The organism is Azotosporobacter soli, from assembly GCF_030542965.1.
Lineage (GTDB): Bacteria > Bacillota > Negativicutes > SG130 > SG130 > Azotosporobacter > Azotosporobacter soli.
Genome location: NZ_JAUAOA010000006.1, coordinates 1 through 12,928 on the forward strand (window position 1 = coordinate 1; position 12,928 = coordinate 12,928).

Genomic DNA, 12,928 nt, shown 5'->3' on the forward strand with positions numbered 1-12,928 from the left:
CAGCGCCGCGGTTGATTCCGCTTCGACCGCCGATACCGGCTGCTGCGCCGCAGCTGCAAGCGGGCCTGTGATATGTTCGCTTGTCCAATTCGCTACACCGCGGCCTACGTCACTCAGCGCATCAATTCCGCTCGCAAAATGCGCGGTTTCAGGATTGGCGTACGAACCGCCGAGCGCGTCGTTGTCGACGCCGCTAAAACTGTACGGCGTTCCGCCCTGTACGCCGTTTGCGACGTCCTGCTGCGCAAGTCCCGGCGCGCCGCTCTCGACGGAGACGCCGGAATCGGAGTTCTCCTCCGCTGCGCCGATGCCGAAGGATTGCAGGCCCGTCTCCGCTTCTTGCCGCGTCATACCCGGCACGTTATCGCTGAGCATCGCAGCGGTCGATTCCGCTTCGACCGCAGAGACCGGTTGCTGCGTCGCAGCTGCGAACGGCCCGGTAATGTTTTCGCTGCACCAACCCGCAACGCTGTTCAGAAAACCGCTGCCCATATCGCCTAGCGCAGCCAACCCGCTGCCGATCTGCGTTGTTTCGGCGTCGGTATACGAGCCGCCGAGCGCGTCGTTATCGACGCCGCTGTAAGAGCAGGGCGTACCGCCTTGCACGCCTTCTCCCTCGGAACCTTCCGAAGAGGCGCTGCTGCCTGAATCCGCCGCCTCGCTGCCGAAGCCGCCGGAGGAAGCATTCGATGCGCTCTCGTTTGAGGCATCGCCGCCGAAACTGCCGCCGCTCAGCCCTTGTCCCTCGCTGCCGCTTGATTCGCTGCTGCCGCCGAAACCGCCCGCACTGCCTTGACTGTCGCCGCCGCTTGACTCGCCGCCGTTTCCTCCGCCGTAACCGCCACCGTAACCGCCGCCGTAGCCGCCGCTATTTCCGCCTTCGCCTGATCCATCATAACTCATGCTATACCGCTCCTTTGTTCTGTATTGCTTGTGGTTGCCGCCCCTTATAATGTTGATAATTAATGGATCACGCTTTTCCATCGTTTATCCCATTGCTTTTATTGCAATCCCTTAATCCTCTCTTTTGCCTGGGCAATTCGTTGATCACTCGGCGCGGCATTTTTGATAAATTCATTGTAGGCATTCAGCGCTTCTTTGTATTGTTGTTTCTTTTCATAAACAGCTCCCAGCTCAAAATAGGCATGCACAAGATCTTGATTTGTTCGAATGGCCTGTTGATAATCGCTGATTGCCTTCTCATATTCCTTTAATCCAACATAGGCATTGCCGCGAAGCAAGAACGATTTAGCATCGCCAGCGATCTCAATTGCTTTCGTACAATCCTCCACCGCCTTCTGATATTCACCTTTTACAAAATACATGCCGCCTCGATTATTGTACGCTTCCGCCATCGTTGCGTTCAGTTCGATCGCCTTCGTAAAGTCTTCCAATGCCAGGTTTATCTTCTCTACGTTCGCATAAGCAATTCCTCGCGAAACATACGCGTCTTCCTTTTTTGGTTCTAGTTCTATCGCTTTTGAATAATCACTTATCGCTAAATCATATTGATGTCTTTTCGAATATGCTATGCCTCTTTTGTAGTATGCATCGCGGCTTTGATCCGGCGTTCCTTCAATCTGATGACTGTATAGCCAAATCTGACACTGTGGATCCTTTGTGATGAAATAGAAAACTGAAAAACACAGCAATGCTAGCGATAAAATCACAACCACACGAATTATTTTCGTATTTGTCATACATACTCGCTCCTTTTTATCTGAACCTTACCGTCAATTTTCAGTAATCTATAATAGTTTCATTATTTTTTATACAAACAAGATTTGATCAGTTATGTTTTTGCTATTCTTTATCCTGCTACTACCACATTAAAAGACATAAAATTCCCCATGGAATAAAAATAGCCGAACTATACACCAGCTTTGCCTTCGTCACCTCTTCCGGATTTTTAATATGATTGCCGAAACCATACAGCAGCAATCCGACGAGCATCATCCCGATACTTGCCAATAACTGGCGCAGCATCGGGATTCCCTCAATCATCTGGCCAGCCATCAAAAGACCGCTTCCCATTCCAGCACCTGCTATTACACTCAGTCCAATTCGATTATAGGTATTGTATTTTTTCCGTTTATAAATAATCCAGATTACAATTCCTACAACTATGAGCATTATCATTCCAAGATTCCATGGATACTTCAGATGCAAGCCAATCGGCGTTACAATCGATCCGATTATCAGCCCTTGCTTCGCGGTTAATTTGTCTTCCATGTTCTTCTCACTTCAATCTTATTTATTCTTCAAACAGACTTTCAAACTTTATATTTTCATGGCATTTTCTTTCAAAAGACTAATCGTTTGCTCTAACGCAATCAAAATGCATGCTAGCTATAAAGTAAAAATAGCCACACAGCTGCCAGGATGCAGGAGCTAAGCAATGAATACAATAACGACTTTACGGTCACCATTTCCGGATTCTGAATGCGGCTGCCAATACCTACGATAAAAATTCCCATTAAAACTAAGCCAAGTGCTAGCGATATTTGTTCCAGCAAAGACATATCACCTATCAGAATGCCCATGGAAGCGCTTGTAATTCCCACGCCACCCACTGCGCAAATCCCATAGCCCAAAACGCTGTAACGATTCATCTCCCGCCATGTGAAAAAGAGAGAGACAAACATCGCCACTAAAGCACTAACTGCCGCAATCGCATTCCAGGGATAAGCAAGATGCATTCCTATCGGTATAATAAGAAAGCTCATTGTCATTTTTTGCTTTTTTGTCATAACTTTCTTCCCCTGTTTAACCCTATTACGAAGTTTTTCCTTGACGTTATTTTATCTTCCATACTGCCCTCCCTTCTTTTTTCTGCGCTCACTAAAGCTTCCAAGACGCCCCGATTGCGTACGTCCAAAAATCATCCCCACTTTGATCCGCGGCCCGATAGTAGAGATAGATTTCGCGGTCATTTTTTCGGTATCTAATTTCTTTGCTCCCCTTATCTTTACCCCAGATTTTTATATCTTTTTCCTCAACTTTATCCCAGCCGAGCCGCTTCATTTCATTCTCATAGTAGTCATTGATTTCTTGATAGCTAAAGAACGCTACAAATTTCTTTTCTACATTTGTTCGGTCTGATTTTGTCATCACGTCCATTTTTTTCAAATGTGATCCCGGCATGATCTGAATTTCATTCAAGTCTGCTTTTATTTTCATTTCTTCCTGCGCAATATCTACATGATACAACGTTGGTTTGACTGCTTCGTATGATAAAATCACCAAGACAAGTAAAAAAATCACTATCTTAACTCGTCTAAACACGCACGCCCTCCTTGATCAGAATCGGAATGCCACCTTTTCTTCCCGCTGCAATCGTATTTATTTTTCGCTTATAGATTAGTGATGCAGACTATACGCAAACCACACCACTGCCCCAACGCAGATTACACAAAAACAAAATCCGCCAAAAGCATATGCCAATGTCTTCTTTGTCACTCGATTCGGATCTTTGATGTGGTTGCCAATGCCGATGGTAAAAATGCCGATGAACAACGTGACCAGACTGACTGCGATTTGCAGCAACTCGGACGCCCCTGCTATCGGATTTCCACTCATCACCATTGCAGCAAGAAGACCTGCCGCAATCATTATCATGGTTCCGATAAAATTATATTTATTGTATGTTTTTCGGTCACGAATCATGACCAATAGAAACACAACGCTCGCAATAATCGCCAATGCAACATTCCACGGATATTTGAGATGCAAACCGATCGGCGTCACAATTGATCCGATTACCAAGCCTTGCTTCGCGGTTAATTTCTCTTCCATGTTCTTCTCACTTCAATCTTATTTTTTCCTTACGACAGTTGCTTTCAAAAAAACGATTCGTTGATGAACTATCTCGTTTCCTATGACCTTCTTATTAGTGATGCAGGTTATACACAAACCACCCCAATGCCCCAAAATAAATTACAATGAAACAAAATGCGCCAAAGATGTACGCTAGGTCTTTTTTTGTCACTCGCTTCGGATCTTTAATGTGGTTGCCAACGCCGATGACAAAAATGCCGATAAACATCATGACCAGACTGACTGCAACAGGCATTAATACGGAAGCTCCAGGAATCGGATTTTCAATCATTACCGTTCCCATAAAGATGCCAGCCACAACCATTATCATAGTCCCGATAAAAATGTATTTGTTGTAGCTTCCTCTGTCACGAATCATGATAAATAAGAACATTATGCTCGCAATAATCGTCACAGCAGCATTCCATGGATATTTTAGATGCAAGCCGATCGGCGTCACAATCGATCCGATTATAAAGCCTTGCTTAGCTTTCATTTTTATTCCCATTTTATTTGATCCCTATATCTTTCACTTTTTTGATAACTGACTACTTTTCACAGCATTAACCCCATACCCAATACTAGTTGCTACAAAGGTGTTTGCAATTGCACATCCTGCAGGAAGCATTCCCGCTGTCAGGAGTGCTCCCGAAACTACCGACCCTACTCCCCATGCACCTATGTCTAGCACAATTGCAGCGGCTAGCTCTCTCTCCTTATAGTCCTGGCAGTCCATCGCTATGTCAGCACCGGTAGAAAGGATGCTCAACGGCCCGGTGTACCTCATCGCACCCTTTAATTCAGCCACCCCACATACTTTTTCCGCCACGGCTATTTCTGATGCCACGCCTAACGAAGGTAGCCCGATTTTGCTGACGGCAAGCGTTTCTAAGGAGGCTACCCGGGTTCCCAGCGCCGTATCGCCTGCATTCACAACCGAGTTTCGCAGGACGCTTCCATGTCCGTTGTCCCACGCCGCAACATCGGTAAAGGCGACATCCACCTTTTGCCCCTCCTGCACGGAGGCGACTTGACCAACGGGAGTCTCCGGGTCAGCCCCCATCGCTTTCAAACTATTATCCACTTCCTGCTGCGTCATTCCCGGCACATTCGCGGCCAGCAAGCCGGATATCGTCTGCGACTCCTCCGTTGTTCCGGTGAGGGACTGCAACCCTTGCTGCGCTTCTTCGCGCGTCATCCCCGGCACGTTATCGCCCAGCAGCGCCGCGGTTGATTCCGCTTCGACCGCCGATACCGGCTGCTGCGCCGCAGCTGCAAGCGGGCCTGTGATATGTTCGCTGGTCCAATTCGCTACACCGCGGCCTACGTCACTCAGCGCATCAATTCCGCTCGCAAAATGCGCGGTTTCAGGATTGGCGTACGAACCGCCGAGCGCGTCGTTGTCGACGCCGCTAAAACTGTACGGCGTTCCGCCCTGTACGCCGTTTGCGACGTCCTGCTGCGCAAGTCCCGGCGCGCCGCTCTCGACGGAGACGCCGGAATCGGAGTTCTCCTCCGCTGCGCCGATGCCGAAGGATTGCAGGCCCGTCTCCGCTTCTTGCCGCGTCATACCCGGCACGTTATCGCTGAGCATCGCAGCGGTCGATTCCGCTTCGACCGCAGAGACCGGTTGCTGCGTCGCAGCTGCGAACGGCCCGGTAATGTTTTCGCTGCACCAACCCGCAACGCTGTTCAGAAAACCGCTGCCCATATCGCCTAGCGCAGCCAACCCGCTGCCGATCTGCGTTGTTTCGGCGGCGGTATACGAGCCGCCGAGCGCGTCGTTATCGACGCCGCTGTAAGAGCAGGGCGTACCGCCTTGCACGCCTTCGCCTTCGGAACCTTCCGAAGAGGCGCTGCTGCCTGCATCTGCCGCCTCGCTGCCGAAGCCGCCGGAGGAAGCGTTCGTTGCGCTCTCGTTTGAGGCGTCGCCGCCGAAATTGCCGCCACCCAGCCCTTGTCCCTCGCTGCCGCTTGCTTCGCCGCTGCCGCCGAAACCGCCCGCACTGCCTTGGCTGTCGCCGCCGCTTGACTCGCCTCCGTTTCCTCCGCCGTAACCGCCGCCGTAGCCGCCGCTATTTCCGCCTTCGCCTGATCCATCATAACTCATGCTATACCGCTCCTTTTTTCTGTATTGCTTGTGGTTGCTAATTGTTGGCTATTATAGAGTCGATAGTATTCGCCGCGCGCCGCCAGGAGCTCTTCGTGCTGGCCCTGCTCGACGATCCTGCCGTCTTGCATGACGATGATGCTGTCGCAGTCTTGGATCGTTGACAAGCGATGCGCCACCATCAGTACGGTTCTGCCTTCCGCCATCCGTCCCAGGTTGTTTCGGATGAGCTCTTCCGCTTCGTTGTCCAGCGAACTGGTCGCTTCGTCAAAGACCAGGATGCGTGGGTTTGTCAGCAAGGCCCGGGCAATCGCGATGCGTTGCTTTTGTCCGCCGGACAGCGCCGTGCCGCGTTCGCCAACCAAAGCGTCATACCCTTTCGACAATCCGGCGGCGAAACGATCCACGCCGGCGATAGCGGCCGCGCTTTCGATTTCCTCCCAGCTGGCATCCTGTTTGGCTAACGCAATATTGTCTTTGATGCTGCCGTGGAAGAGATAATTTTCTTGCAGTACAACGCCGATTTGCCGTCTGAGCCAAGCCGGTTCGACCTGCGCCAGATCGATGCCGTCAATCAGGATGCGTCCGCTCTCCGGCAGGTACAAGCGTTGGATCATTTTCGCCAATGTGCTTTTGCCGGAACCGGATCGTCCGACGATCCCGACGCGGCTGCCGGCTTTGATCTGCAGGTTGATGTCGTGCAATATTTTTTTGGCGTTTTTTTCATAACGGAAAGTGACGCCATCTAAAACAATCTCGCCGGAAATCGTCGCCAACGTTGTCCGGGCCGGATCGAAGGTCGGCTCCGCCTGTTCGTTGACGATTTCACCTAAGCGCGCGACCGCCTCTTTGGTCTCCTGCAGGTTTTGCCAGAGCGCAACCAAACGCAGTACCGGCGAAACGACCGCAGTCGCATACATTTGAAACGCAATCAACTCCCCGACGGTAAGCTGGTTGTCGATGACTTGCCGGATGCCGATCCAGAGGATGCAAATCATCGAGACCTGCTGGATGAACGTTGCCGTGTTGTTGCCGATATTATCGATGTTGGCGTTGGCAAACACCCGTTTCACATAGCCGGACAGCATTTCATCCCACTTCTTGATGAAATAGTGTTCGGCCGCCGCTGTCTTAACGGTCTGAATGCCGGTGATCGCTTCTATCAAAAAGGTCTGGTTTTCTGCGCCCAGTCTGAATTTTTCTTTCAAGCCCCGACGCAAGAGCGGCGTCAGCGCCAGATTCAGCACTGCATAGCAACCTAGCGTCAGCAGCACGACCAGCGTGAGATAACCGCTGTAAAAGAACATGATCAACAGGTACACCAGTGCAAAAACGCTGTCAACAATCGTCGTAAACGCGGAGCCGACGATAAAACCGCGAATGGTCTCCATTTCGCGCAGCCGAGCCACGATGTCTCCGACCTGCTGTCGCTCAAAAAACGGCAACGGCAGGGCCAGCAACTTTTTAAAGAGCCGCGCACTAACCACAACGTCAACTTTGCTGAGATGATGATTCAGCATATAGCTGCGCAAGCCGCTGATCCACGCTTCATATACGCAAATGGCGATCATGCCGGCGACCATGACGTGCAACGAGCCGACGCTATGCTGCACCAGCACTTTGTTGATGACGACCTGGGTAAATAGCGGACTGATCAGGCCAAAGCCCTGAATCAGCAGCGAAAAGAGCAGCACCTTGCCAAACGCGCGCTTGTAGCGCAGCAGGATCGGCGCAAACCAGCGCAAACCGAAGGAAGCGCCTGCGCCTTCTGTATGCTTCTTCTCTTTGGCGATCAACACGGCCTGACCGCTCCATTGTTCCAGAAACGCGCTCTCCGTTAGCGCCAGTGTTGTTTTGCAAAACGGGTCATAGAGCACCGCTTGCCCTTCGCTTTGCTCCAGCAGCACGGCATGCGAGCCGTTGCGCAGGATGATAATCGCCGGCAGCGGCAGCGTCGCCTCGTCTTTCTTGGCCGCGTAATCGATGCAGCGCGCCTTTAAGCCCAGTTGTCGCGCTGCGCCGACCAGCGTCGGCAGATCCATGCCGCCTGCTTTGATGATATTCGCGCGGCGTATCTGCTTCTCATCCGCATTCACGCCGCAGAGTCCCGCAATAAAACATAAACAGTCCAGCGCAGCATCGAACGCGGGCGCATTTTTTGCTTTTTCTTGTCCCTGTTTGCCTTCTTCTGCCATCTCTTATCTCTCTCTCAACGATTCGCTCGTATATTTTTTAAACGGTTCTAAAAAATACTCATAGATCTTCTTATCTCTGGTCTTGACTTCGGCGCTCACGCTCATGCCGCTGCCAAGACGCACCATGCGCCCGTTCACATCCATCTTATCTTTGTCCAGCTGCAAAAGCACCTTGAATGCGCGGCCCTGTTCGGGATCGTCGACCGCATTCGGGCTGATATTCGCGACGACCGCCGGAACCGTGCCGTATTTTTGGAACGTAAAGGTCTGAACCTTCAGTTCTGCCCGCTGTCCGGTCTGAATGAAGCCGATATCTTTATTCGCAACCAAAATCTCGGCTAACAGGTTAGCCTCTTCCGGCACGATTTCCATGATGACTTGCGCCGGCGTCACGATGCCGCCGATCGTATGCACCGTCAAATTGCTGACATAGCCGTCATCCGGCGCAATGAACTGGCACAGGCCATGTTTTTCTTCGGCTTTTTTCAGCTGTTCACTGGCTTCGTTCAGTTTGGCAAGCGCCTCCGCCAGGCTGGAATCGACTTCGGTGGCATATTCCGCTGCCGCACGCTTTACGGTCGTCTGCTTTTGCGCCAATAGCGCCGCTTGCGACTCGACCGCCGACTGTTGCGACTCGACGCTGCGTTTTAATTCCTGGCGCTTCATTTGCTGTTCCAGTACGGTTAATTCGGAAATGGCATTTTGATCATATAAATATTGCAGTTTTCCGGTCTTTTCCTGTGCGTATTGCAGCAATTCTCGCTGCTTTTCCTGCTCCGCCAAGTTGCGCTGCAGTTCAGCCTGGCTTTGCTGCACGCCCTGAAGCGCCTCGCCCACTTTGGCTTGTTGCGCAGAGCGACGGCTGTTGTAAAGGCTCAGCTGCGTCCGCGCATACGTTTCGTCGGCGCCGTCCGTCCGTTGCGGCAGGAACGGCCGGTTTTCTTTTTCACAGTGCAGTCTCTCCACTTCGAGACGCAGCTCGGCGACTTTTTTCTTCAGCTGCATTAAATCCGCTGCGGAAACCGTCTGATCGAGTTCCAGCAAGAGATCGCCCTTTTTCACCTTCTGACCCTCTGCCACATAGATATTTTTAATAATGCCTTTATCTTCCGCCTGCAGGACGCGCACATACCCGTCCGGAATGATCTTGCCCGGCGCACTCGCGACTTCTTCTACGCTGCCAAACACGAGCCACAGCAAAACCGTCAGCGCCAGGGTAAAAAAGGTCCACAGCACCGTGCGGCTGGCATAGGCCGGCGGCGACTCGACAATTTCCAGCGCCGCCGAAAGAAATTCGGCTTCGCGCCGTTGATACCGTTCGACATCCTTGATTCTGGCCCGTTCCAAAAAGACTTGCGCGGATTCGGCCATTTTGCCGCTTTTTAAATAAGTCATTATTTTTTTAACCATGACGTTGCTCCCCTTGCTGCTTATAAAGATTATGGTACAAGCCTTGTTTACGCATCAGTTCCTCATGCGTCCCCTGTTCGGCAATTGCGCCGCCGTCCATCACGATGATCCGGTCGCATTGCACGACATTGGCCAGCCGGTGCGCGATCATCAGCATCGTACGTCCGGCAGCCAACTGTGCCACGTTGTCCAGAATGCTTCTTTCCGACTGATAATCAAGCGCGCTGGTCGCCTCATCAAAAATCAGGATTTTAGGCTCCGACAACAACGCACGGGCAATCGCGATGCGCTGCGCTTGTCCACCCGACAGGCGGTTGCCGCGTTCTCCGACGATGGTGTCATAGCCATCCGGCAATTCGCAGATAAATTCATGCGCTCCGGCCAGCTTGGCGGCGTGGATGATCGCCTCCAGCCTTGTCCCCTGGCGGGCAAAGGCGATGTTATCGCGAATACTGCCGTTAAAGAGATAGTTTTCCTGCTGCACAACGCCGATCTGGCGGCGCAGCCACGACGGATCCTGCCCTGCCATATCTTTCCCGTCGATGTAAAGTTTGCCCGATTCCGGCAGATACAATCGCTGCAAAATCTTCGAAAGCGTGCTTTTTCCCGAACCGGATCGTCCGACGATACCGACTTTCATGCCCGGCGCGATTTTTAAATTCACCTTGCGCAGCGCAGGATGAGCATCGAGTTCATAGCGAAATGAAACATCGGCCAACTCGATTGCGCCGTGCAGCACGCTTTCATCCTCTCGTTTCGTGCCATACGCCGGTTCCGGCACGGCATTGAGCACGTCGCCGATTCGCATCATCGCCAGTTTGGTCTGCTGAAACGACTGCCACATGCCAAGCAGACGCAGCAGCGGCGCATTCGCCTGGTTCGTCAGCATTTGAAACGCAATGAACTGACCCAGCGTCACATTGCCGTCGATCACCATCATGCCGCCATACCAGATGATCAGGTAGCTAAACAGCTTTTGCGTAAAGTTGGCGGCGTTTTGCATGACGACGCTTAACTGCACCTTTTCCAGATTTGTCGCAACATTGCGCGCGGCCAGGCGTTCCCAGCGAAAGTTGAACTGCGGCTCGACCGCCAGCGATTTTATCGTTTGCACGCCCGTCATCGCCTCTACGAGAAAAGCATTGTTCTCCGCGTTGGCGTCCCACGCTTCCTGCAGGCGTTTACGATACTGCGGCGCGCCGATCAGGTTGATGAGCAGTTGAATCGGAATTGCCAAAACGGCCAGCAGCGTCAGTGACGCGCTGTAATAGAACATGACGCCCAAAAAGACAAAAGAAAAGACCAGATCAATCAACACCGTCATGGCCGTACCCGTCAAAAATTCCCGCACATAGGTAAGCGCCGCGACACGCATCAGCGTGTCGCCGACCCGTCGTGCCTCAAAAAAACGCAGCGGCAGACGCATCAGATGCCGGAACATCCGGCTGCCCAAAATCACATCAATCTTATTGGTCGTATGCGTAAATAAATAAGTCCGGATCATGTTCATCACACTGCGGAAAAGAGCCGTGAAAAGCAGACCGACACCGAGTACCAGAAGCGTCGCCTCGCCCTGCTGCACGATCACTTTATCAATCATCACCTGCGTGCATAAGGGAATGGCCAGACCAAACAACTGAAATAAAAAAGCAGCACCGATGATTTCGCCGAAATATCGCTTATAGCGGATGATGATCGGAATAAACCAGGTAAGATTCAACTGTCGCCGGATATCCTTCAGGCTGAACAAGCGCTGAAAGACGAGACTCTGTACCAGATTTTCCGCGGCAAAATCCGCCGCGCTTTTGATGAGCATGCCGCTCGCTGCCGGATCGAACAGCATTACGCTTTCGCCGTTTACCTGGCGGATCACCTTACATCTTCCATCTGCCGCGATGAACAATGCCGGGAGAGCAAGGTTCTCCAACTCCCGCGGCCCTGTCTTTTTTTCCTGCGCCTTTAAGCCGACCTTCCTCACCGCCTGCTTAATGGCCGTCAACGTATCTTTACGCTGAACGACGGCAGCAGCCAACTCCGCCAGTTCCTTTGCTTCCAGCCGAATGCCCAGGTCTGCGGCAACTACCGCCAGACACTTTCTTATTTCCGTTTCCCGCTCTGTTCGTATCGTTTCGTCTTCCATGGTAACCTCATTTCCATCTCATTTCCTTTTATTAGGTTACATAGTATCACTGATTGTCTTCATTACAAGTTTCAGTAATTTTTTTAACTTATTTTACCGCTTTTATTTTTTACACTACGTAAAACACCCCAAAATAGAAAAAACAGACGCAATAATCTCGCGTCTGTTTTTTCTATTTTTTTACTATCCATCCACCATTTTCATTTTTTACTACAAACTTATTAAGGGCGTCTTAAGCTTGTCTTACACTTTCGCAAAACGCTTATTTCCGCGGAAAAAGGCCCGATATCAGGGATGAAAGGAGTTGTTCAACATGTATATTTCATCTCTTATTAGTCGCTACTATTCCTCTAAAAACACATACTCCGTCGCAGCAACCCAGGCAACGGCGAATGCCAATTCCGAACATCGCAACCACTATGAGGCAAACCCGCGCTCAGCGCAAACGAGGAAAGCAACGCAGGATACGTTCGAACTCAGCGAGCCGCAAGACGTTTTACCGCTCTCGGCCTCCGAACCTTACAAAGCGGCCGTATTGCCGCTGCGTTTTGCCGTTCCGGTAAAACAGGATACGCGCCGCTAAGAAATCTAGAGAAGAGGCTGCCGCAAGATCAGATCGTCATCTCATTTTGCTACAGCCCCTTTTTCTCATTACGACAAAATACAGCCCTGTCACCGATCACACCGCCGTTCGCACAGTGAAATCACATAACTGCCGTCCGGCGCAACGCTGGTTGTAAGCCTCACACGCTCATCCGGCAATAACGTTTTTAGATTGTCTGCAAGCCCTTGCCCCGTGTATTTCAAAACGCTTTCTTTCAACGTCCACAATTTGCAAAACTCCAGCGCGGGATTTTGCGCACGCCGGATTTGCCGCTCTTCGCTCTCGCTGCAGACATAGTCTATTGTGTCCTGGTCATAGTCGGTCACTTCTTCGATGTCGATCCCGACTTCTGCGTCGGCCACTACGCAGACCACGCCGCGTCGGCAATGGCTGACGTTGAAAAAAATCGCCGGGTAGTTGCGCAGATACGGTTTTCCGTTTTTGCCGTAAGCAAACTGCAACTCTTCAACGATGCCATATTCTTTTCGCAGGCCATAGGCCAACAGCAAATACGCAAGCACCGACAATTTTTGATCGCGCACGTCTCTGAACTGCTTTGCTTTTTCGGCGCGTTCGCGCGAAACCACCCGCAGGTTTCGCTCCAGCAACGCATCCGAAAACGAATCCATCTTGTCGAACAAATAGATCATACC

At 51.4% G+C, this 12,928-nt stretch carries 13 protein-coding genes; 1 reads left to right on the forward strand and 12 read right to left on the reverse strand.

Annotated features, from left to right (window positions below):
• The 11 genes from QTL79_RS07355 to QTL79_RS07405 form a co-directional block, all read right to left on the reverse strand.
• The coding region (locus QTL79_RS07355) for a hypothetical protein (RefSeq protein WP_346354316.1) at window positions 1-903 on the reverse strand (903 nt) is incomplete at its 3' end.
• Window positions 904-1,001: 98 nt separating this feature from the next.
• A complete protein-coding gene (locus QTL79_RS07360) occupies window positions 1,002-1,700 on the reverse strand; it encodes a tetratricopeptide repeat protein (RefSeq protein ID WP_346354317.1) in 699 nt (232 codons plus the stop codon).
• A 121-nt stretch (window positions 1,701-1,821) separates the two neighbouring features.
• Entirely contained in the window at window positions 1,822-2,232 is a 411-nt protein-coding gene (locus QTL79_RS07365) for a hypothetical protein (protein WP_346354318.1), read from the reverse strand.
• A 113-nt stretch (window positions 2,233-2,345) separates the two neighbouring features.
• The gene (locus tag QTL79_RS07370; protein ID WP_346354319.1) at window positions 2,346-2,750 is read right to left on the reverse strand and encodes a hypothetical protein; all 405 of its coding nucleotides are present in this window, start codon (window positions 2,748-2,750) and stop codon (window positions 2,346-2,348) included.
• Between the two features lie 91 nt (window positions 2,751-2,841).
• Window positions 2,842-3,285 carry a hypothetical protein gene (locus QTL79_RS07375; protein WP_346354320.1) on the reverse strand — a complete coding sequence of 148 codons (444 nt, stop codon included), beginning with the start codon at window positions 3,283-3,285 and terminating at the stop codon, window positions 2,842-2,844.
• 75 nt (window positions 3,286-3,360) lie between these two features.
• Window positions 3,361-3,795, reverse strand: coding sequence for a hypothetical protein (locus QTL79_RS07380; protein WP_346354321.1), 435 nt, complete (start codon window positions 3,793-3,795; stop codon window positions 3,361-3,363).
• Between the two features lie 94 nt (window positions 3,796-3,889).
• Complete coding sequence (locus tag QTL79_RS07385; protein WP_346354322.1) at window positions 3,890-4,324, reverse strand: hypothetical protein; 435 nt, start codon at window positions 4,322-4,324, stop codon at window positions 3,890-3,892.
• A 21-nt stretch (window positions 4,325-4,345) separates the two neighbouring features.
• Window positions 4,346-5,926, reverse strand: coding sequence for a hypothetical protein (locus QTL79_RS07390; protein ID WP_346354323.1), 1,581 nt, complete (start codon window positions 5,924-5,926; stop codon window positions 4,346-4,348).
• Complete coding sequence (locus tag QTL79_RS07395; protein ID WP_346354324.1) at window positions 5,923-8,121, reverse strand: peptidase domain-containing ABC transporter; 2,199 nt, start codon at window positions 8,119-8,121, stop codon at window positions 5,923-5,925. The genes QTL79_RS07390 and QTL79_RS07395 overlap by 4 nt, the downstream gene beginning before the upstream one ends.
• 3 nt (window positions 8,122-8,124) lie before the next feature.
• Window positions 8,125-9,531 carry an HlyD family type I secretion periplasmic adaptor subunit gene (locus QTL79_RS07400; protein ID WP_346354325.1) on the reverse strand — a complete coding sequence of 469 codons (1,407 nt, stop codon included), beginning with the start codon at window positions 9,529-9,531 and terminating at the stop codon, window positions 8,125-8,127.
• Window positions 9,524-11,671: a peptidase domain-containing ABC transporter gene (locus QTL79_RS07405; RefSeq protein WP_346354326.1), complete on the reverse strand. Its 2,148-nt coding sequence runs from the start codon at window positions 11,669-11,671 to the stop codon at window positions 9,524-9,526. Before QTL79_RS07405 ends, QTL79_RS07400 begins: the two co-directional genes overlap by 8 nt.
• Window positions 11,672-11,984: 313 nt before the next feature.
• On the opposite strand from QTL79_RS07405, the gene QTL79_RS07410 reads away from it, so the two are divergent.
• The gene (locus tag QTL79_RS07410; RefSeq protein ID WP_346354327.1) at window positions 11,985-12,254 is read left to right on the forward strand and encodes a hypothetical protein; all 270 of its coding nucleotides are present in this window, start codon (window positions 11,985-11,987) and stop codon (window positions 12,252-12,254) included.
• Window positions 12,255-12,343: 89 nt separating this feature from the next.
• Here QTL79_RS07410 and QTL79_RS07415 read toward each other — a convergent pair whose 3' ends face one another.
• Window positions 12,344-12,925: a 4'-phosphopantetheinyl transferase family protein gene (locus QTL79_RS07415; protein ID WP_346354328.1), complete on the reverse strand. Its 582-nt coding sequence runs from the start codon at window positions 12,923-12,925 to the stop codon at window positions 12,344-12,346.
• Between the last annotated feature and the right edge of the window lie 3 nt (window positions 12,926-12,928).

Bases quoted from the DNA above. Each gene is read 5' to 3' on its own strand.
- QTL79_RS07405 (WP_346354326.1), bottom strand. From the start codon at position 11,671: ATGGAAGACGAAACGATACGAACAGAGCGGGAAACGGAAATAAGAAAG.
- QTL79_RS07415 (WP_346354328.1), bottom strand. From the start codon at position 12,925: ATGATCTATTTGTTCGACAAGATGGATTCGTTTTCGGATGCGTTGCTG.
- QTL79_RS07360 (WP_346354317.1), bottom strand. From the start codon at position 1,700: ATGACAAATACGAAAATAATTCGTGTGGTTGTGATTTTATCGCTAGCA.
- QTL79_RS07365 (WP_346354318.1), bottom strand. From the start codon at position 2,232: ATGGAAGACAAATTAACCGCGAAGCAAGGGCTGATAATCGGATCGATT.
- QTL79_RS07385 (WP_346354322.1), bottom strand. From the start codon at position 4,324: ATGGGAATAAAAATGAAAGCTAAGCAAGGCTTTATAATCGGATCGATT.
- QTL79_RS07400 (WP_346354325.1), bottom strand. From the start codon at position 9,531: ATGGTTAAAAAAATAATGACTTATTTAAAAAGCGGCAAAATGGCCGAA.
- QTL79_RS07380 (WP_346354321.1), bottom strand. From the start codon at position 3,795: ATGGAAGAGAAATTAACCGCGAAGCAAGGCTTGGTAATCGGATCAATT.
- QTL79_RS07395 (WP_346354324.1), bottom strand. From the start codon at position 8,121: ATGGCAGAAGAAGGCAAACAGGGACAAGAAAAAGCAAAAAATGCGCCC.
- QTL79_RS07410 (WP_346354327.1), top strand. From the start codon at position 11,985: ATGTATATTTCATCTCTTATTAGTCGCTACTATTCCTCTAAAAACACA.
- QTL79_RS07390 (WP_346354323.1), bottom strand. From the start codon at position 5,926: ATGAGTTATGATGGATCAGGCGAAGGCGGAAATAGCGGCGGCTACGGC.
- QTL79_RS07370 (WP_346354319.1), bottom strand. From the start codon at position 2,750: ATGACAAAAAAGCAAAAAATGACAATGAGCTTTCTTATTATACCGATA.